The sequence below is a fragment of the Sedimentibacter sp. genome, from assembly GCF_033447055.1.
Lineage (GTDB): Bacteria > Bacillota > Clostridia > Tissierellales > Sedimentibacteraceae > Sedimentibacter.
Genome location: NZ_JAWQJF010000109.1, coordinates 12663 through 33365 on the forward strand (window position 1 = coordinate 12663; position 20703 = coordinate 33365).

At 32.5% G+C, this 20703-nt stretch carries 22 protein-coding genes; 18 read left to right on the top strand and 4 right to left on the bottom strand.

Annotated features, from left to right (window positions below; all coding sequences use genetic code 11):
- The first annotated feature begins 131 nt into the window (after nucleotides 1-131).
- The 3 genes from SA378_RS07340 (at nucleotide 132) to SA378_RS07350 (ending at nucleotide 2677) form a co-directional block, all read left to right on the top strand.
- Complete coding sequence (locus SA378_RS07340; protein ID WP_318525335.1) at nucleotides 132-1493, top strand: S-layer homology domain-containing protein; 1362 nt, start codon at nucleotides 132-134, stop codon at nucleotides 1491-1493.
- 124 nt (nucleotides 1494-1617) lie between these two features.
- A complete protein-coding gene (locus SA378_RS07345) occupies nucleotides 1618-2004 on the top strand; it encodes a CidA/LrgA family protein (protein ID WP_318525336.1) in 387 nt (128 codons plus the stop codon).
- Nucleotides 1997-2677, top strand: a complete 681-nt coding sequence (locus SA378_RS07350) for an LrgB family protein (RefSeq protein WP_318525337.1) — start codon at nucleotides 1997-1999, stop codon at nucleotides 2675-2677. Before SA378_RS07345 ends, SA378_RS07350 begins: the two co-directional genes overlap by 8 nt.
- A 96-nt stretch (nucleotides 2678-2773) precedes the next feature.
- Here the strand turns inward: SA378_RS07350 and trxA are convergent, their stop codons facing one another.
- From trxA to SA378_RS07370, 4 genes are all read right to left on the bottom strand, one after another.
- Complete coding sequence (trxA, locus tag SA378_RS07355; RefSeq protein WP_318525338.1) at nucleotides 2774-3103, bottom strand: thioredoxin; 330 nt, start codon at nucleotides 3101-3103, stop codon at nucleotides 2774-2776.
- Nucleotide 3104: 1 nt separating this feature from the next.
- Entirely contained in the window at nucleotides 3105-3956 is an 852-nt protein-coding gene (locus tag SA378_RS07360) for an NAD(P)/FAD-dependent oxidoreductase (protein WP_318525339.1), read from the bottom strand.
- A gap of 1 nt (nucleotide 3957) precedes the next feature.
- Nucleotides 3958-4404, bottom strand: a complete 447-nt coding sequence (locus tag SA378_RS07365) for a helix-turn-helix domain-containing protein (protein ID WP_318525340.1) — start codon at nucleotides 4402-4404, stop codon at nucleotides 3958-3960.
- 256 nt (nucleotides 4405-4660) lie between these two features.
- Nucleotides 4661-5470, bottom strand: a complete 810-nt coding sequence (locus SA378_RS07370; protein WP_318525341.1) for a ZIP family metal transporter — start codon at nucleotides 5468-5470, stop codon at nucleotides 4661-4663.
- Nucleotides 5471-5936: 466 nt separating this feature from the next.
- Here SA378_RS07370 and SA378_RS07375 point away from each other — a divergent pair, with 466 nt between their 5' ends.
- The 15 genes from SA378_RS07375 (at nucleotide 5937) to SA378_RS07445 (ending at nucleotide 20545) form a co-directional block, all read left to right on the top strand.
- Complete coding sequence (locus tag SA378_RS07375; RefSeq protein WP_318525342.1) at nucleotides 5937-6884, top strand: ATP phosphoribosyltransferase regulatory subunit; 948 nt, start codon at nucleotides 5937-5939, stop codon at nucleotides 6882-6884.
- Nucleotides 6884-7525, top strand: a complete 642-nt coding sequence (gene hisG / locus SA378_RS07380; protein ID WP_318525343.1) for an ATP phosphoribosyltransferase — start codon at nucleotides 6884-6886, stop codon at nucleotides 7523-7525. Before SA378_RS07375 ends, hisG begins: the two co-directional genes overlap by 1 nt.
- The gene (hisD, locus tag SA378_RS07385) at nucleotides 7500-8792 is read left to right on the top strand and encodes a histidinol dehydrogenase (RefSeq protein WP_318525344.1); all 1293 of its coding nucleotides are present in this window, start codon (nucleotides 7500-7502) and stop codon (nucleotides 8790-8792) included. Before hisG ends, hisD begins: the two co-directional genes overlap by 26 nt.
- A gap of 53 nt (nucleotides 8793-8845) precedes the next feature.
- On the top strand, nucleotides 8846-9883 hold the full coding sequence (gene hisC / locus SA378_RS07390) for a histidinol-phosphate transaminase (protein WP_318525345.1): 1038 nt from the start codon (nucleotides 8846-8848) through the stop codon (nucleotides 9881-9883).
- A complete protein-coding gene (hisB, locus tag SA378_RS07395; protein ID WP_318525346.1) occupies nucleotides 9880-10458 on the top strand; it encodes an imidazoleglycerol-phosphate dehydratase HisB in 579 nt (192 codons plus the stop codon). Before hisC ends, hisB begins: the two co-directional genes overlap by 4 nt.
- On the top strand, nucleotides 10458-11063 hold the full coding sequence (hisH, locus tag SA378_RS07400; RefSeq protein ID WP_318525347.1) for an imidazole glycerol phosphate synthase subunit HisH: 606 nt from the start codon (nucleotides 10458-10460) through the stop codon (nucleotides 11061-11063). Before hisB ends, hisH begins: the two co-directional genes overlap by 1 nt.
- Before the next feature lie 43 nt (nucleotides 11064-11106).
- The gene (gene hisA / locus SA378_RS07405) at nucleotides 11107-11817 is read left to right on the top strand and encodes a 1-(5-phosphoribosyl)-5-[(5-phosphoribosylamino)methylideneamino]imidazole-4-carboxamide isomerase (RefSeq protein ID WP_318525348.1); all 711 of its coding nucleotides are present in this window, start codon (nucleotides 11107-11109) and stop codon (nucleotides 11815-11817) included.
- Between the two features lie 84 nt (nucleotides 11818-11901).
- Entirely contained in the window at nucleotides 11902-12660 is a 759-nt protein-coding gene (gene hisF, locus SA378_RS07410) for an imidazole glycerol phosphate synthase subunit HisF (RefSeq protein ID WP_318525349.1), read from the top strand.
- Nucleotides 12661-12872: 212 nt separating this feature from the next.
- Nucleotides 12873-13496 (top strand): bifunctional phosphoribosyl-AMP cyclohydrolase/phosphoribosyl-ATP diphosphatase HisIE, encoded by a 624-nt coding sequence (gene hisIE, locus SA378_RS07415; RefSeq protein WP_318525350.1) that lies wholly within the window; start codon nucleotides 12873-12875, stop codon nucleotides 13494-13496.
- 137 nt (nucleotides 13497-13633) lie between these two features.
- The gene (locus SA378_RS07420) at nucleotides 13634-14413 is read left to right on the top strand and encodes a sugar phosphate isomerase/epimerase family protein (protein ID WP_318525351.1); all 780 of its coding nucleotides are present in this window, start codon (nucleotides 13634-13636) and stop codon (nucleotides 14411-14413) included.
- Complete coding sequence (locus tag SA378_RS07425; protein WP_318525352.1) at nucleotides 14410-15480, top strand: ABC transporter substrate-binding protein; 1071 nt, start codon at nucleotides 14410-14412, stop codon at nucleotides 15478-15480. Before SA378_RS07420 ends, SA378_RS07425 begins: the two co-directional genes overlap by 4 nt.
- Nucleotides 15481-15550: 70 nt before the next feature.
- A complete protein-coding gene (locus tag SA378_RS07430) occupies nucleotides 15551-17260 on the top strand; it encodes an iron ABC transporter permease (protein WP_318525353.1) in 1710 nt (569 codons plus the stop codon).
- An 8-nt stretch (nucleotides 17261-17268) separates the two neighbouring features.
- A complete protein-coding gene (locus SA378_RS07435; protein WP_318525354.1) occupies nucleotides 17269-18318 on the top strand; it encodes an ABC transporter ATP-binding protein in 1050 nt (349 codons plus the stop codon).
- Nucleotides 18302-19012 (top strand): phosphatase, encoded by a 711-nt coding sequence (locus tag SA378_RS07440; protein ID WP_318525355.1) that lies wholly within the window; start codon nucleotides 18302-18304, stop codon nucleotides 19010-19012. The genes SA378_RS07435 and SA378_RS07440 overlap by 17 nt, the downstream gene beginning before the upstream one ends.
- Before the next feature lie 297 nt (nucleotides 19013-19309).
- Nucleotides 19310-20545 (top strand): S1C family serine protease, encoded by a 1236-nt coding sequence (locus tag SA378_RS07445; protein WP_318525356.1) that lies wholly within the window; start codon nucleotides 19310-19312, stop codon nucleotides 20543-20545.
- The last annotated feature ends 158 nt before the right edge of the window (nucleotides 20546-20703 follow it).

Consider the following 20703-nt stretch of genomic DNA (forward strand, 5'->3'; position numbering starts at 1 on the left):
ATGATGAAATATTTGTTTTGGATTTAGAATATTTAGTACCTAAAGAAGAAACGGTTATTGAAGAAGAATCTGCATAATAAGCAAAATTAATAAAGATAGAAATAAATTAGTAATCAGAAGGAGTGATTTATTTGAAACTTTATAGTACCCTTTTTAAAAGAGCAATTAGGTTTTTAATTATTATAATAATTGTAGGCATTATAGCCAGCAATTTAATTGATTACACTTTTTCTGCATCTATTAATTTAGAACCTAATATTACAATTACAATAAATAATAATGGAAACAGTACAATAAATGGCAATTTATTTAATGGTTATTTATATCCAAGCTCACAGGAGGATGCAGAAAAGGGTCTAGGCAGCATTAGAGGTGTTATTAGAATAAATAATCAATTTAACAAAATAGATGTAAATACATTAGCCATAGGAATTAATAATTTAAAAAAATCAAACGGTACATTAGTTAGTAATGAGGTATTTGATTCTTTTATAAATAATGTTAATCTCAAGGTTAATAAAGGAGTACTATTTAATTTTGATAAAACAATATTAGAATATACTAAATTAAAAGATATTCTTTATATAGAAGATAATGAACAATATCAAGGATATCTGCTAAGCTCTAATGATAAATTTAGTATTGATAAAGGTCATTCAGTAGATTTAAAATATACATTGCAAATGAGTCCTGAAGCTGGCAACGAATTGCAATCTATAATTGCTCAAATGCCCATATATATAAATCTTGAGGGAACGCACGTAATTGAAGAAGATGAAGATGATGATGACGATGAAGAAATAGTAATAATCGAAGATAATGAAATTCCAGTGGCTGAATTAAATAAAGAAGACCATTTCCAGTATATTCAAGGGTACCCGGATAACACAGTGAGACCGGAAGGATTAGTAACTAGAGAAGAAGTTGCAGCGGTATTCTACAGACTTCTTGAATCAAATTATAGAATGAGCATATTAACAGAAAATGAGGACTTCCCAGATGTAAATTTTGATAGATGGTCAACTAAACATATAGCTACATTATCTAACGGAAATATAATAGAAGGATACCCGGATGGAAGTTTCAAACCTGAAAACCCTATTACTAGAGCAGAATTAGCAACAATAGCATCAAAATTTGACAAATTGAGTGCATACCTAAACAACAGTTTCTCTGATATAGACGGTCATTGGGCAATTGAATACATTAATTCTGCAGCAGCTAAAGGTTGGGTAGAAGGATATCCTGATGGAACGTTCAAACCTGATCAATATATAACCAGAGCGGAATTTGTGACTCTTGTTAATAATGTATTAGGAAGAGGAATACATAAGGAAAATATATTAAAAGAAGCAAGGGTATTTCCAGACCTGTCAGATACAATGTGGTATTATGAAGCAATGCAAGAAGCTATTAACAGCCACCTTTATATTAGGAATGAAGATATGTCAGAATTATGGATTGAGATAATATACCCAAAATTAGATTTATAAAAGAATATTGAAGGAACCGCTGGGGATTACCCAGCGGTTTTGTCATATTTAAAAATATAATAAAAAATATATTTGGCATTGCACCCGATATAAGTTATAATGTAAAAATATCAGGAGGGTTAGGATGCTAAAAAATGTTTTTAAAATGATGATTCAAATTGCAATAATATATATTATTTATCTTGCCGGAAATTTCATAAGCAGTCTTATTTCAGATTTTGTTGTAATTCCGGGAAATATCATAGGTATGGTCATTTTATTATTATTGTTAACCACAAATGTAATGAAGCTTTCAATGATTGAAACTGCAGGAAACTTAATGATTAAATACATGGGATTCTTTTTCGTTCCTCTTACAGTAGGTCTTATGGATTCATACAAACTCATACAGCACAGCATAATTCAGATTTTGGTTATCTTACTTGTGTCATGTTTTTGTGTTATGCTCATTTCAAGCAAAGTTACAGATTTATTGATTATATATAATGAAAGGAAGAAAACAAATGATTAAAGATATTTTTATTTCATTGACTTTTGTTGCATTAACTGTACTTATATATGCTTTAAGTGTTAAAATGAACAAAAAATTTAAAATAGCTGCATTAAATCCAATAATGCTTTCTGCAATTTTAATAATTTTATTTCTGAGTATTTTTAAAATCCCATATTCTTCATATAATATGGGTGGTAAAGTAATAGCAAGTGGACTGGGACCTATTGTAGTTGTGCTTGCCATTCCACTTTACAACAACAGGGATGAATTGATGAAACACTTCATTCCTATTATTTGCGGGGTAACAGCAAGCGTATTAACATCTTTTGGAACTGTAATGGCTATCAGCAAATTATTCAATATAGACACAACAATTGTACTTTCACTGTTATCTAAATCTATTACAACTCCTATGGCCGTCGAATCAACAAAACTGTTAGGAGGCAATGAAGCTGTAACTATAGCAGCAGTTGTTATTACAGGACTGATAGGGTCTGCAATAGCACCTGTTGTTATGAGAATTGGCAAAATTAAGAACAATATAGCAAAAGGAATCGGTATAGGTTCAGCATCTCATGCCATGGGTACAGCCAAAGCCGTTGAAATGAATGAGGAAGTTGGAGCTGCAAGCGGACTTGCAATAGGGGTAACAGGATTATTGACTATTATTGTAATAATTATTTTTGCATAAAAAAAGAGATTGTTTAGGCTGGGTCTTAAGAATGACAATTATGTCATCTTGAGTGCCGGCGAAAAATCTCTTTTTTAAATTTATATGTTGATATTATTATGCGATATGGCTGTCTAGCATTTTTGTAAAGGAAGACATAGGTTTAACACCTATTTCCTTAGATGCGATTTTGCCTTCTTTGAACAATATTACCGTTGGAATGCTTTGTATTCCATAACGTATCGAAAGTTCTTCGTTAGAATCAACATCTACTTTGGCAACAGCTAATTTTCCTTCATATTGATTAGCTAACTTTTCAATTACAGGTGCAATCATTCTGCATGGTGCACACCAAGCAGCCCAAAAGTCTACAAGTACAAATTTTTCTTTTGCTAATAATTCATCAAATTCTTTTGCGTTTTTAACATATGTTATTTTTTCTGTCATTTTAATTCTCCTCAATTTTATCTATTTTTAACGCTGCATCTTGTGCAGCAATTAAACCTTCACTAACTGCTTTTGATAGCTGCAGGGGTTTGCCGGTTATATCACCGGCTGCATAAACACCTTTGATATTTGTTTCCATATATCTGTTAACTGCAATGAAATTATTTTCTGTCTTCAATCCATCTACTAAAGATGTGGGAGCAACAGCATCCCTCAGCATAAATACTGCATCGGTTTTGATTATTTCATTTCCTATTACTATTGATTCCACTTTATCTTCGCCTATTACTTCACTGATAGTTCCATTAATAAATTCTATATCATTGTTTAAATTTTCTGGACGGGGTTTTTTTGATACAAAAGTTACATTTACTCCAATGCTTTGTAAAAAGTTAGCTTCTTCCAAAGCATCATGCGATTGATCCCATACAACTGCGTTTTTACCTCTGTACAGCATTCCGTCACATGTTGCACAGTAGCTTACCCCTGCACCCAGGAGTCTTGCTTCTCCCGGCAATTCTTTTACTTTAGAAATTCCCATGGCAAGAATTATTTTTTTTGCTTCTTCAATCTCACCATTAATATTAACCATGAAGCTTTCCCCAAGAGGAAGAATATTTACAACTTTGTTATTTTCGACTTTTATGTCCATAGCTTTTGCATGTTCTTTGAACTTATCCATTAATTCTTTGCCGCTTATGTTATAAAAACCCAAATGGTTATCAACTCTTTCCGCTTTTGTTAAAAAGTTTTCTTTGCTTGAAAAAACACGTACTGTTTTTCCTCTTGCAGTTGCATTTACAGCTGCCGATAAACCTGCCGGTCCGGCGCCTATTATTATCATATCAATCATACTATACCTCACTTATTTTTTCATTTTGTATAACGCAAAGTTCACTTGCTTCTAAATAACTGTCACAGTTTGGAAAGTAATATTTATGTTCAACTTTTCCGTTGCAATATTTGTGCACTAATGTGTTGCAGCATTTATTTAAATGCTTTTCTCCCCATAAAATAAAACTATTAAATACATCAACCAAATCACATCCCATTTCTGTAAGTATATATTTATATCTTGGAGGATGAGTTTGGTAAAGTTTTTTAACAATCAGTTTATTGGTTTCTAAAGATTTAAGACGTTCTGACAATAAATTCGTGGGGATACCCTCCAGCCCATCTTGTATCTCTTTATATGTTTCACGGCCATCAAAAAGCTGATTAAGTATTAAAAGAGACCATTTATCACCTATTATATTTAATGTTTGTGCTATATTACAAGGTAAATTGTATTGAATTTTCATTTTTTTCTCCTTTTAATGTAATTGATTTCAAATAATAATATACATTTCAATATAAATTATTTATAAAATTTCAATTTTAATGTATCATTAAAAAGCTAAATACTTACTAAATAACATATAACATAGTAACTTCATTTTGTCAAGTCACTAAAAAAATTTAATGAAATTATTTTTAAGGGAAAAAATTGAGTTAAAGTTTATTAAAACAAAAAAGATGATTCTTTCGAGTCATCTTTCTTAATTTTTAAATTAATTATTAGCTTAAAGCAACATCTAATACCATCATTACCACAAATCCTAGCATTGTTCCAATTGTTCCTGCATGGGAATGTTCTGATGATTGTGATTCTGGAATAAGTTCTTCAGATACAACGTAAATCATCGCACCTGCTGCAAATGAAAGCATCCATGGCATAATTCCTGTTACACCGGAAACAAGGAAAGCACTAATAACTCCTCCAATAGGTTCAACAATTCCTGACAAGGCACCAAAAACAAAAGATTTATTTTTAGAAAAACCTTCATTTCTTAAAGGTAATGAAATTGCAGCTCCTTCAGGAAAATTTTGAATTCCAATTCCAATGGCAAGAGCAACAGAACTCATTAATGCAGATTGAGAATTTAACTGTCCTGCAAGACCAAAGGATAAACCAACAGCCATTCCTTCTGGAATATTGTGAAGAGTTACTGCAAGAACAAGCATTGTTGTTCGCTTGAAAGAACTTTTCAGGCCTTCGGGCTTGTCTTGATCAATATGTAAGTGGGGTAAAAGTTTGTCAAGTATGAATAAGAATATGCCGCCTATTACAAAACCTCCGGCAGATGGTATCCAGCCGGATATACCTTGTTCTTCAGCCATTTCAATAGCAGGTATTAACAATGACCACACAGATGCAGCAATCATTACTCCAGCCGCAAAGCCTAGAAAGCTATGTTGTACATTAGGATTTACATCTTTTTTCATTAGGTATACCATAGCTGCTCCTACAGCTGTAGCAAAAAATGTAAAAGTTGTTCCTAAAAGCGCTAAAAATATAGGGTTTAATCCTATTATATCAGAAAACATCTCAACACCTCTTTTTTATGTTATTATTACTATAGCATTGAGGCTTGATTAAGTCAAGTTATGATATGCTTCAAAATGTAAACTCCAATGTAAATTTTATAATTAAAAGTGTAAAAATATTCTTGACAGGGAAATTTATTGGTAGTATAATCAGTATAATTTTTAAGAGGTGTAAGATGGAAATTAAATTATTATGCGCACAACAATTGCATCATCATAGGTACAGAGTTTGTAAGTGATCTTTCAAAGTTCACAGATTACAAGCTCTATTCGTCGTATAGAATGAAGACTTGTATCTGTGGTGAATAAATAAATGCAAACCACTTGATATAAGTCAAGTGGTTTTTTTTATACCCTAACCCTATTTTTTCGACCAAAGGGAGCAAATTGATGATTGAGACTGCGATACGCCCACTGGTGACGATTAACTTTTGGGGATTGCACCATTGTATTACAAGGAGGAGAAATGAATTTTTTAAATATTGAAGATGAAATGAAATTTTTTCAAAAAATGTTTGTACTAAGAAAAGAAATAGAAAATTTTCTGTATGATGAAGGGTATATGAATATTGAACCTTCCATATTTGAGGGATATGATGAATTTACGAGCGTAAATTCAAGAATCAACAAAAGATCAACAGTTAAGCTTTTAGACAACAACAGTGAAATTTTAATTTTGTCACCTGATATAACAACAGGTATAGTGAACAAGTTTATGCCAAGGTGGGAATTAGGGACGAAACTCAAATTATTTTACTATGGAAAAACATACAAGCACAATGGGATAGGTATTAAAGAAAACAGAGAAATGGGTGTTGAAATAATTGGAGAAAAAAATCAAAATACTGATGAAAATATATTAAATACTGCAACAAGAATTATAAGCAAATACAGCAATGAGTATTTATTTGAAATAGGAAACAGTAAATTTTTGAAGGGAATAATGTTAGCGTGCTCTTTTAATAAAGAAGATTATGAAAATATTATGGATTTGCTGTATTTAAAAAACAGACAGGAGCTAAAAGAATACTTATCAAAATTAACTTATAAAGAACCCATGAGCACACTGGTGAATATTTTTGATTTGGAAGGAAGCTTTGAACAAATTATAGACCAACTAGAAGGACTGTATTTAAATGATTTAATGAAACAAGGAATTGAAGAACTTAAAAGTATTGATAATTACATGAAAAACATTACTGATAAAATAACATACGACCTTTCAATGGTTTCGGAACTCAGTTATTATGACGGCATAATATTCAGGGGATATATTGATGGTTCCAACAAGGAAATAATTAAGGGCGGAAGATATGATTCTTTTACAGAACAGTATGGATATAAAATACCTGCCATAGGATTTACTGTAGAGTTAGATGAATTGATAAAAGTTCTGTACAAGGAGGAACAGTAATGAGCTTAACAATTGCAATACCAAAGGGAAGATTAGGAATCCAGGCCATTGACATGTTCAAAGCATCAGGTATTGGGGAATCAATAGATGAAAAGTCGAGAAAACTTGTATTTGATGATGAAAAACGAAATATTAAATTTATTCTTTTAAAAAATTCTGATGTTATAACATATGTTGAAAACGGAGTTGCTGACATAGGTATTTCAGGAAAAGACATGATAATGGAAAATGGATCCGATATTTATGAATTGTACAAAATGAATATAGGCAAATGTAAATTGTCAGTTGCAGGCATTAGTGGCAAGAAAATATTCAAGGATGACACCATCATAAAAGTGGCCACAAAGTTTCCTGAAACAGCAAAGAAATATTTTAACAGCAAAGGGCAAAAAATAAAAATTATAAAACTCAACGGTTCAATAGAACTTGCACCTATTTTAGGTCTTTCTGATGTTATTGTTGATATTGTTGAAACAGGAAACACATTAAAAGCAAATGGACTTGAAGTTTTTGAAGATATGCACAACATAACTGCAATGGTGATATCCAATAAAATAAGTTATAAGTTTAAGAGAAAAGAAATTAAAGAAATAATTGAATTAATCATGAAAGAGGATGAAAAGTATGGTAAGGATAATTAAAGAAAAAAATATACCAAATTTCATAACAGATCTTCAAAATAGAAATGCACAGGACTATAACAACGTATACGAAATTGTTGATAAAATACTTGAAGATGTGAAAACAAACAAAGATGCAGCTTTGAAAAAATACACATATGAATTCGACAAAGTATATTTGGAGAATCTGGAAGTTACGCAAGAAGAAATAAACGAAGCGTTCAACACTATAGATGAAAAACTTTTGGATACTATTAAAAAAGCAAAAGAAAATATTGAAATTTTCCATATGAAGCAAAAAAGAACAGGATATCAATACAAGACTGAAGGAAAAGACATTTTAATTGGACAACTTGTAAATCCTATAGAAAAAGCTGGAATTTACATTCCCGGCGGAAAAGCAGCCTATCCATCCACAGTGTTGATGAATGCCATACCTGCAAAAATTGCAGGTGTAAAAGAAATTATAATGATAACTCCTCCTCAAAAGGACGGTAAAATCAAGGATTCAATTTTAGTGGCGGCATCTTTAGCAGGAGTTGACAGAATATTCAAAGTTGGTGGAGCACAGGGTGTGGTTGCACTTGCATATGGTACGGAGTCAATACCTAAAGTATATAAAATCACAGGACCTGGCAACATTTTTGTTGCAGCAGCAAAAAGAAGGGTTTCGGGATTTGTTGGAATTGATATGATAGCAGGTCCAAGCGAAATATTAATAATCGCTGATGATAAGGCAAATCCTGAGTATATTGCAGCTGATATGATTTCACAAGCAGAGCATGATGAAATGGCAGCATCAGTTTTAATAACATATTCACTGTCTTTAGCAGAAAAAGTTGCAAAAGAGCTGGAAAAGCAAGTCAAAGTACTAAAACGAAATGAAATAATAGAGAAATCACTAACAAATCAAGGTGCCATAATAATTGCAGACAGCATGAAACAGTGTATTGATTTAGCAAATGAAATAGCTCCTGAACATTTGGAACTTTTGACAGTGAATCCTTTTGAAATTTATAAAAGTATTAAAAATGCAGGTGCAATTTTTCTCGGAGAGTACAGCCCTGAGCCGGTTGGAGATTATTTTGCAGGACCAAACCACACATTGCCAACAAGCTCAACTGCTAAATTTTCATCAGCTTTGTCTGTGGATGATTTTATTAAGAAAACATCACTCATCTATTACAGCAGGAAAGCTCTGGAAGAAAGCAGTGACGATATAATTCGTTTTGCAGAAAATGAAGGTCTCACAGGCCACGCAAACGCAATTAAAATAAGAGGTTTATAAATAAAGTTTAAAATTATGAAATTAAAAATAATGACATTAGGAAGGTAAAAAACATGATTAAATTAAAACCAAGCGTAGAAAAATTGCAGGCATATTTTGTAAATGACATTCCTTACAGAGTAAAGCTTGATGAAAATGAAGGAAGCAATTATTTATTGAAGGATGGATTTAAAATTGATAACTTTCAGCCAAATTTATACCCGGACAGCGACTCAAAAGTATTAAGAGATAAAATGTCAGTATATTATGGCTGCAAAGCTGATAATATAATGGTTGGAAATGGTTCAAGTGAAATAATAAACACGGTTATAAATGCATACTGTGACAAGGGTGACAAAGTAATGAGTTTTGCTCCTTCATTTAGCATGTACCAAACATACTGTGACCTTTGTGGTGCTGAATATGTGGGGATTGAATATGAAAAAGATTACACACAAAATATTGATAAACTCATTGCTGCAGCAAATGAAAACAATTCTAAAATTGTAATACTATGTAATCCAAACAATCCAACAGGTCTTTTATCCACAAGAGAAGAAGTATTAAAACTTTTAAATAATGTTAAAAATTCACTTGTTATTTTAGATGAAGCATATGTGGATTTTTCAGAAAATTCAGTTATTGACTTAATTGATGAATATGAAAATTTAGTAATAATGAGGACTATGTCAAAGGCATTTGGTCTTGCAGGACTTAGAGTTGGTGCCATGATTGCCAATGAAGAAACAATAAATTATATTTGGAAAGTGAAGGCACCTTACAACATTAACATATTATCTCAATATGCAGCTGAACAGGCATTGGATAATTTAGACAGAGTGAATGATTATATAAAAGAAGTTAAAATGCTTAGGAAAGAATTGAGCGAATCCTTAAAAAAATTAAACTTTACCGTGTATGATTCAGGAGCAAATTTCATATTTGTTAAGGCACCTGTTGATAACTTATTTGAAAAACTCATGAGTTGTGGAGTACTTATAAGAAAAGTTAAGTATAATGAAGAGATTTACAATAGAATTACAGTCGGCACAAAAGAAGAAAATGACATATTGGTACAGGAAATAAAAAATATTGTGGGAGAAAGCATATGAGGAGCAGCACTGTAAGTCGAAAAACTAAAGAAACAGATATACAGGTTGAACTTAATCTTGATGGAAGCGGCAAGACAGACATAGACACAGGCATTGGATTTTTAAACCACATGCTCACGCTGTTTGGATTTCACGGAAACTTTGACCTAATAGTAAAGTGCAAGGGTGATTTGGATGTCGATTCTCATCACACTGCTGAAGATGTAGGAATTGCCCTTGGTGAAGCATTTAAGGAAGCTCTCGGGGATAAAAAGGGCATAGAAAGATATGGTTTTATGTTGTTGCCCATGGATGAAGCATTAGCAAGAGTGGCATTGGATTTTAGCGGAAGGCCTTACCTTGTGTACAATGTTGATTTTAACCGCAGTATGCTTGGAGAAATGGCAACAGAAGATTTTAAGGAATTTTTCAAAGGATTTGTGAATAACTCTTTGACTACACTACATATTGATGTTCTTTACGGTGAAAATGATCATCATAAAATAGAAGCTGTATTCAAAGGATTTGGAAGGGCATTAAAAACAGCAAGCTGCATGACATCTGATAGCCTGCAATCCACAAAGGGGGTACTATAATGCATGTTATAATTGATTACGGAATGGGAAATTTGGCATCTGTTCAAAGAGCATTTGAAAAACTTAATGTGGATGTAAAAGTAAGCAATAAAGAAGAAGATATAAGAAATGCAAAATCACTTATATTGCCGGGAGTTGGAGCATTCAGGGATGCAATTAAACTTTTGGATGAATCGGGACTCAGTGCTGTTATAAAGGATGAAGTGTCTAAAGGAAAATATATTATTGGAATATGCCTTGGAATGCAGCTTTTATATGAAAAAGGATATGAGTATGGTGATTATGATGGACTTGGAATAATAAAGGGAAATATTCAATTTTTGGATGTAAAGTTGAAAGTTCCTCACATGGGATGGAATAATCTTAAATTCAATAAAGAAGATCCAATATTGAAGTATATAAAACAAGATGAATATGTGTATTTTATTCATTCATACTATGCAGCATCAGACAACTCCGAACTTGTGGCATATACAGAATATGAAAAGAAAATTCCTGCAATAGTGAGAAAAGACAATGTTTACGGAATTCAGTTCCACCCTGAAAAAAGTGGAGAAACAGGGATTAACATACTTAAAGCATACAAAGAAATTATAGAAAAATAGGAAAGGAGAAAAGACAGGTGAAACGTCCCCGTGTCTGAGTGATATGATATTATTTCCGGCAATAGATATAAAAGACAATAAATGTGTAAGACTCACGCAAGGAAAATTTGAACAAATGAATGTTTATTCTGATAATCCTGTTGAAATGGCGAAAAAATGGGAGAGCATGGGAGCGGAATACCTTCATGTTGTGGACCTTGATGGAGCTAAAAATGAAGGGTTTCAAAACAGGAAGTCAATAGAAAAAATAGCAAAATCAATTAAAATACCAATGCAAACCGGTGGAGGCATCAGAAATGAAGAAAGAATAAAAAATCTTTTGGATATTGGTGTAGAAAGAACAATAGTTGGTACAATGGCAATAGAAAATCAAGAACTGCTCAAAGAGCTTGCTAAAATTTACAAAGAACATTTAGCTGTTTCAATTGATGCATTTAACGGTAAGGTTGCTACAAGAGGATGGCAGTCTGTTGGTCATGTAGATTCTATTGACATATGCAAATTTTTGGAAAGCATTGGCATTAAAACTTTAGTTTATACGGACATATCAAAAGACGGCATGCTTTCCGGCCCAAATTTTCATGTTTATGAAGAATTGTCAAAGCAAACTAAATTAGACATAATTGCATCAGGAGGAGTTACAACTCTTGAAGACATTCAAAAATTAAATAGCATGAATATGTACGGAGCAATAATAGGAAAAGCACTTTATGACAATAAATTGGATTTTAAAGAAGCGTTAAGAATGATATAGAAGCAATAGAGAATCAATCAATTAATAAAGCGGTAGTATTAAGCATTAGACAATTGCTCAATATATTGTTAAAAGGAGAGAATTATGCTTGCACGAAGAATAATACCATGCTTGGACGTTAGAAACGGACGAGTTGTAAAGGGTAAGAATTTTAAGGATATACAAGATGTCGATGATCCGGCAAGATTGGGTAAATATTACAGCGACTTTGGAGCTGATGAACTTGTTTTTTATGATATAACAGCTTCAAATGAAGAAAGAAAAACTTCTTTGGAATTTGTAAAACAAGTCGCACATGAAATAAATATACCATTTTCAGTTGGAGGCGGCGTTTCAACGCTAGAAGATTTTATATATATTTTAAGAAACGGCGCCGATAAAGTATCAGTTAATTCTTCAGCAGTTAAAAATCCCAACTTGATTAAGGAAGCAGCAGAACGTTTTGGAAATCAATGTGTTGTACTGTCCATAGATGCAAAGAAAAATGATGAAGGTTCTTGGAGTGTATATGTTAAAGGAGGAAGAGAAAAAACTCCTTTAGACGCAATTGAGTGGTCCAGAAAAGGTGTTGAGCTTGGAGCTGGGGAAATAGTTGTAAACAGTATTGATGAAGATGGCATGAAAAATGGATACGATTTAGAATTGTTAAAAAAAATAACTGATGCTGTAAATGTGCCTGTAATTGCTTCGGGCGGTGCCGGGAAGTATGAACATTTTTTAGAAGCGGTTAAATACGCTAATGCCGATGGCATACTGGCTGCGTCAGTATTTCATTTCGGTGAAATTAAAATTATGGATTTGAAAAAGTATTTAAAAGAAAATGGTGTTGAAATAAGAATGTAATAAATATTGAATACATATTTTCTCTTCCTGCTAAAATTTTGGGAATTGTTACTTCAATACGAAAAACAATGGCACAGATACGCTTCGCTAAATGTGCCAAAACTGTTTTTCTTCTTTCGTACAATTCCACAAAATATCCGCAAAGTCAGATAAAATATTATATTTCAATCAGTTAATAAATTATTAATATATAAAGAAAGAAGGATATAGAAATGGAAATTGAAAAAATATTAAATGAAGTTAAATTTGACGATAAGGGGCTTGTTGTTGCAGTAGCTCAGGATTATAAAACAAACGAAGTACTTATGGTTGCATACATGAATAAAGAATCTTTGGAAATTACATTAAAAGAAAAAAGAACATGTTATTTTTCCAGAAGCAGACAATGTCTTTGGAGAAAGGGAGATACATCCGGGCATGTTCAGTATTTAAAAGGATTATATTTTGACTGTGACGCAGATGCGATATTGATGAAAGTTGATCAAGTTGGAAATGCATGTCATACGGGAGCATATTCATGCTTCTTCAATAAAGCATATGAAGAAGACGTAACGGATCAAGCAATATTAAATCGCGTATACAATCAAATTATCAACAGAAAAGAAAATCCTATAGAAGGTTCATACACAAATTATTTGTTTGACAAGGGATTAGATAAAATATTAAAGAAAGTTGGAGAAGAAACAAGTGAAGTTATTATAGGTGCTAAAAATAAAAATAAAGATGAACTTGTTTATGAAATGTGCGATTTAATATATCACTCATTAGTGCTTATGGTAAATGAAGGTGTTACCATTGACGATTTAAAAAAAGAATTGACGAAAAGACACAAGTAAAAATTAAGCACGAAAGTGCTTTTTTTTGTTATAAAAATTGAAATATACTAAAAAATTACATTACAAATATTTCAAATTTACATTTGAGTGTTAAACTTCATTGTGTATTAGAGAAGAAAAGGAGTGAAATCAAAAATTTGAATAATATATATTTTTCTTCTACACTAATGTGGAATGCATCAGTTGATCAGATTATTGAAATTGTTAATTTGTATGGCATAAAAGGAATTGAACTTTGGGATCAACAATTTGAAACGCGTAATTATCAGGTGAAAGAATATACAAAAGTAGCTGAACAATACGGGATTGATACCATAGTGCACAGCAAGAGCTGGGATTTAAATTTTGCTTCATTGAATAAATCTATAAGACAAGCATCTGTTGAAGAGATAAAGAAATCTATAATATTGGCTGAAGCTGTTAGAGCAACAGAAGTTACGGTGCATCCTCCAAGAGAGACTTTTAGCGGAAATAAAGAGTATTATTATGATATTGCATATACAAGCCTAAGAGAAATATATGAGTTTGCAAGGTTGAAAGGTGTTGAAGTTTCATTGGAGATAATGGAAAAAAAGACAAATGAGCTCGTGACAACAGACGAAGAATTAAAGGTAATGGTTAGAGATTTATATAAAGAAATGACCTATACAATTGATGTGGCACACTGCAGCTCAGAGGAAGAATTTTGGAGATATTTCAATAGAGTTGAAAATGTATCGAAGATTCATATAAGCAATAAAAAGGGCAAAAAATTGCACACGAAGTTGTCTGAGGGGGATTTCAACTTTAAAGATCTCATTCTAAAATTGAGGCAGCATAAGATACCTTTAGTTATTGAAGGGTACGATGGTGGAAATGATTTTGGAGTGTTGAAAGATAATTTAGAATTTATGAAAAAAATCGGAGGAATAAAATGATTAAGAAATATTTTGTAACGGGTTTATTAGGATTAGCTATGGCAGTAAGTCTTGCAGGTTGTCAAAGCGGCTCAGCTGCAAGCAGTAATGAGGTAAAACCTGCGCAGGAGAGCAAGGCGGAAAATTCCGAACAAGCACAAGACCAAACCAAATTGGAAGGCGATTTGACAGTGTATACATCTCAGCCGGAAGCTGACATTCAGGCGTTGGTAGAAGTTTTCAATGAAAGCTATCCAGATGTCGATGTGGAAATATTCAGAAGTGGTACAGAAGAGGTTGTAAGCAAGGTATTGGCGGAAAAAGAAACTAATTCATTGCAGGCAGATGTTATTTTGGTGGCAGATGCAGCTACTTTCGAATCTTTGAAAGAAGAAGATTTATTAATGAGCTATGAATCTAAAGAACTTGATGGAATAAACAGTGAGTTTTATGATGCAGATCATACTTATACAGGAACAAAAATCATTTCTACAGGAATTATCGTTAATACTGATGTAGTTAAATCAGAAATTACATCTTTAAAAGACTTGTTAAAACCTGAAATAAAGGATGAATTGATAATGCCAAGTCCTTTATATTCCGGAGCAGCAGCCTATAATTTAGGGGTTATTACAAGAACATATAATCTTGGTTGGGATTTTTATCAAGGAATCAAGGAAAATGGAGTAACAGTAGGCAAGGGAAATGGTACAGTTCAGACTGCAGTCCTAGCAGGAGAAAAAGGATGTGGAATTATCGTTGACTATATGGCCATTAGAGCGAAAGCCGAAGGTGCACCTGTAGAATTTATTTATCCAAGCGAAGGCTCATTAATAGTAACAGAGCCAATTGGAATCATTAAAGGAACAGAACAAGAGGATATTGCAAAGGCATTTGTTGATTTTATTCTTTCCGAAGATGGACAAAAGGCAACATCTGAAATTGGATATACTCCTATCAAATCAGGAGTAGAAGCACCTGAGGGATTCAAAGCAGCAGATGAAATAAAAAACCTTACATTTGATATTAAAACCTTAGTTGAAACAAGAGAAGCAGACAAAGAAGCTTTTGCTAAAATGTTTGAATAACTAAAGTGTAAAATGTAATGTATAAAACAGGGTACGGTTGTAACCTGTTTTATATTACAAGGAGAATCAAATGGATACAAAGATAATAAAAAAATATATATTTCAGGCATTGTTTTATTTCATGGTAATTTTTGTTTTCATTCTGCCAATTTTAAGATTGGTGGAGATGAGTTTTAAAACTGAATCTGTTTTTACATTAGAAAACTATGCATACCTTTTGAATGAAGCAAGAACTATAAATGCTATTAAAAATACAGTAATCATCGCAGTATGTTCCACTATGTTTTCAGTTTTAATGGGATGCTTTTTTTCCTTCATAGTAGCTTACACGGATGTAAAAAGAAAAAAAATGATGGAAGTCCTGGTGTTGGCACCATATGTCATACCATCATATATTATAACCTTGTCATGGAGCAGCCTCCTTTCGAAAAAAGGAATTATAAACCAAATGCTTTTGAGCATAGGACTTGGAGCGGTTGACATATATACAATGACGGGAATAATATTTGTTCTTGGAATTTGCAATACACCTATTGTATATTTAATAACGGTAAATATGCTTAGAAAAATACCAAGAGATTTGGAGTGGGCATCATTGGTATCCGGTTACAGCATCTGGGAAACTATGGGAAAAATTAATTTAGTTCAAGCGATGCCTGCAATAATTGGCGGCGGAATGTTATCTTTTTTAGCAGCAATAGATAATTTTTCTGTTCCAGCGTTTTTAGGTATATCATCAGGGATTCCTGTACTCAGCACATATATTTACGAAAAGGCTATAAGTTTTGGTCCTGATTCTTTTGGATTAGCTGCAGCATTATCTGTTATGCTTTCCATAATTGCCATTATTGGTACTGCAGTTCAGGGAAAGTTTATTAAAAAAAGTTCAAACATGGAAAGCATAAAGGAAGACTGCTCAATAAGGATAGAATTGGGTAACAAAAGGAAGTATGTTGAGTGGATTTCTTTGGCTTTTTTAACATGTATCAATATAATTCCTCTAATTACCATGATTGCTTCAAGTTTTCTTCCAAACTTCGGTAAATTTGCACTGGACAGAATTTCCTTTGAGAACTATAAGTTTGTATTTACTAACAGTGGAGTTAAGCATGCAATTATAAATAGTTTTACATTAGCTGTCATCACTTGTATTATATGTATTGTTATTGGAACTGCCATAGCATACATAAAGGTACGAAAAAATGCAAAAAGCATTAGAATATTAGAGGCAGGCGCTTCATTGACATATGCCGTTCCAGGAATAGTTTTAGCACTTGCAATGATATTTCACTGGACAGCAATTCCAAATGTATATGGAACGATTAAAATATTATTAATCGCATATGTCACCAGATATTTGATACTTCAAATTAAAGGAAGTACAACTGCAGTCATAGCTGTAGAGCCGTCGTTAGAAGAAGCTGCAATGGTATGTGGCAGCAGTAAAATAAGAACATGGTGGAAAATAATGATTCCCCTTTTAACGAAACAGGTATTATCCAGCACATTTCTTATTTTTATTTCATCGTTAACAGAACTGACATTATCTTCTATGCTTGCAGCAGCAGGAACAAAAACAATCGGATTAACAATTTTCAGCTTGCAGCAGGCAGGAAACAATAATTTATCGGCAGCTATGAGTTCGCTAATTGTTGGAATGGTTGTCATATTATTTGTTGTTTCAACATATTTTAAAGAAAATTACCATACTAAAAAACAGAGAATGTCCCAACAAAAAAAATCGATAATAGGAAAATTAATATATGATAACAACAATTAGGAGGTAGGATGAGCTTAGTTATAGAAAATTTAACTAAAGAGTTTGGAAAATCTACAGCATTAAATAATATATCGGTAGAAATTAAGGATGGAGAATTTATTGCAATTTTAGGTCCTTCAGGATGTGGCAAAACTACTCTTTTAAGAACTATTGCAGGGTTTATTCAACCGACAAAAGGATTGGTTAGATTTGGTGAAGAAATTTATTCATCAGATAAAATTAATGTTCCTGTAGAGAAAAGGGATTTGGGAATGGTATTTCAATCTTTCGCTCTTTGGCCGCACATGACGGTAAAAGAGCAAGTCGAGTTTCCATTGAAAAGCAGAAGAAATAAAAATATGTCTTTACAAACAAAAAGAGAATTGGTTGAGAAAGCTATAGAGAGCACAGGACTTACTGCGTATTCAGAAAGGCTTCCCGGAGAATTATCAGGTGGTCAACGCCAAAGGGTTGCGTTAGCAAGAGCGATTGTAGGGAAACCTTCAATTCTTTTAATGGACGAACCATTAAGTTCATTGGATGCTGAACTGAAAATAAGCATGAGAAAAGAAATACAAGATATTCATAAGCTCACAGGCGCTACAATAATTTATGTTACCCACGATCAAAGCGAAGCACTTGCTATGGCAGATCGAATAATTATTATGAAAGATGGGAAAATAGAGCAGATTGGAACTCCAATGGATATATATAAAAAACCAAAGACAATCTTTTCAGCGACTTTTGTCAGTAAATGCAATCTCATTAAAGGGATATGGGAAAAAGAAAAATTTTGCGTAAATAATTCAACAGTTGTGTTTGAAAATCCCAATATAGAGAGTTGTTTTATACAAAATAATGTATACCCCATCCGACCGGAAGAATTATTGATAGCCACAGTTGGTAACGGAATAAAAGGAACAATTGTAAATAAGCAATACAACGGCAGAGAAATACACTATAAGGTTAAGTGTGATAAAGAATTATACAATGTATTTTCTAATGCTACGGATAAATATGATGAAGGCGATGAAGTAATATTAATAAAGAAGGAAGAATTAAATGAAATTGCTGTTTGATTTACACACACATACTATAGCCAGTGGGCATGCTTATAGCACATTGAGGGAAAATATCGAAATAGCTAAAAAAAGGGGTTTGTTGGGCTATGGTTTCAGCGACCATGCCGAGATGATGCCAGGTTCTTTTAAAAATATATATTTTGAAAATTTTAAAGTTATTCCCAAAGAAATTGAAGGTATAAAAATTTTCGCGGGTGTAGAAGCAAATATTTTAGATTTTGACGGAACAATTGATGTGAATGATAGTTTGGCTGTTAAAGTAGATTATATTATAGCAAGCCTTCATTCTCCATGTTTTAAAAGCGGGACACCAACAGAAAATACAAATGCTTTGATTAAAGCTATGAAAAATAAGAATGTAAAAATAATAGGTCATCCAGATGACGGAAGATATATAGTAGATTATGATACTTTGATAAAAGCTGCAATTGAATATGGCACAGTGATAGAGCTTAATAATTCGTCGCTCTTGCCACAATCAACAAGAAAAGATGGAATACTACACGCAAGAGAATGTCTTGTCAAGTGCAAGCAGTATGGTGCAAAAATAATTGTAAACTCTGATAGTCATATTTGTTATGATGTTGGTAGGTTTACTGAGGCAGAAGCACTACTAAAAGAATTGGAATTTCCGGAAGAACTTGTTCTAAATACTAATTTAGAAAATATTAAGCTTGTTTTAAATAAGTAGAAATGTAAGATATAAATGAGAAATGTTTAATACAACAGTAAAAAACACGGGTGATGGACATAATTATGCTCTCCACTGGTGTTTTTTTGTATTATGAAAATCATACTATGCCAGTATAAAAGTTCATTTTTTAAGTTTCAATAAAGAAATTGATGATAATATATGGATAAAGTGGAAGAATAAAAGTGATTGTCATAATTCATAAAATTTTTAAATAATTATCACCACAATTCTATCACAATCCATGGGTATCATTACAAATAATTAAAAAACATTAGTAATATGAGGAGGAATATCATGGACGAAAATGAAAGAAATATGTTTAATCAAAATACTGAATCTTCAGGCGACAAAAATAATATAAGCGACGTAAATTTTATATTACCGACATATGAGGAGCCAAAACCCAAGAAAAAAGGAAAGAAAAAATCAATTTTCGGATACATTGCAGTAGCATTGGTTTCTTCATTAATTGGAGGTCTTTCAGGCGGATATATTGCAACAAATCAATTAAATATAATCGATAAAAACAGCGGAGAAACTTTAAACGCACAGGATGTTAATATTAACTTGACTGATGATGTTTATTTTGCAGCAGCAGTTGCTGAAAAAACACAAAAAACCGTAGTCGGAATAACTACTAACATTGTGCAACAATATAATACATTTTTTGGACCTCAAACCCAAAAATCACAGAGTATGGGATCGGGTTTCATAGTTGATTCAGATGGATACATTGTTACAAATGCTCATGTTATCGGAGACGGACGATATGAAAATATTACGGTATCATTAATAGATGGATCAACTGAAGTAGCAGAAGTTCTCTGGTATGATACAACATTGGACTTGGCAGTAGTTAAAATAAATAAAACAGGACTTCCGGCTGTAGAATTAGGAAATTCGGATGAATTAATGGTTGGAGAACCTGCTGTGGCAATTGGAAATCCAATGACACTGGATTTAGAAAGAACTGTTACGCAAGGTATAATAAGCGGATTAAACAGAGCGATTGCCTTTGAAGATGGAACAGTTATTGAACCATTAATTCAAACTGATGCATCCATAAACTCAGGAAACAGCGGTGGACCATTGTTTAATGCAAAAGGTCAAGTAATTGGAATCAATACTGCAAAAATGAGCACTGCTGAAGGATTAGGATTTTCAATTCCGATAAATATTGCAAAGCCGATAATTGAACAAATAATAGATGATGGAACATTTTCAACAGTGTATGTTGGAATTAAAGGTGTAGATGTTGAAACGTATGAAATGGCTTTAGGAGTTGATGTTGCAGCAGATTATGGTGTTGTAGTTATCGAAACAATGAGTGATTCACCAGCTGTGTCAGCAGGTTTGAAGCCAGGTGATGTAATAATAGCTATAGATGGTGACAAAATTGAAAGCATGTCAGATTTAAAAAGAAATTTATATGAATATAAGAATAACGACAATATAGAGTTAACTATAATTAGAAATGGCAATGAGGAAAATATCAATATGACATTAAAAACAAATCCGACAGATTTATAGAACAGAGATAAATCAAAAACAATTTTCATTAAAAATCTTCCAACAAAAAAACAGTCTTACTGTCAGCTTAATTTCAAAGTTAACTTTCAGACCTTGTCATTCTGAGACGTAGGCGAAGAATCTTATGTTTTCAACAAAGATGAGATCCTTCACTTTGT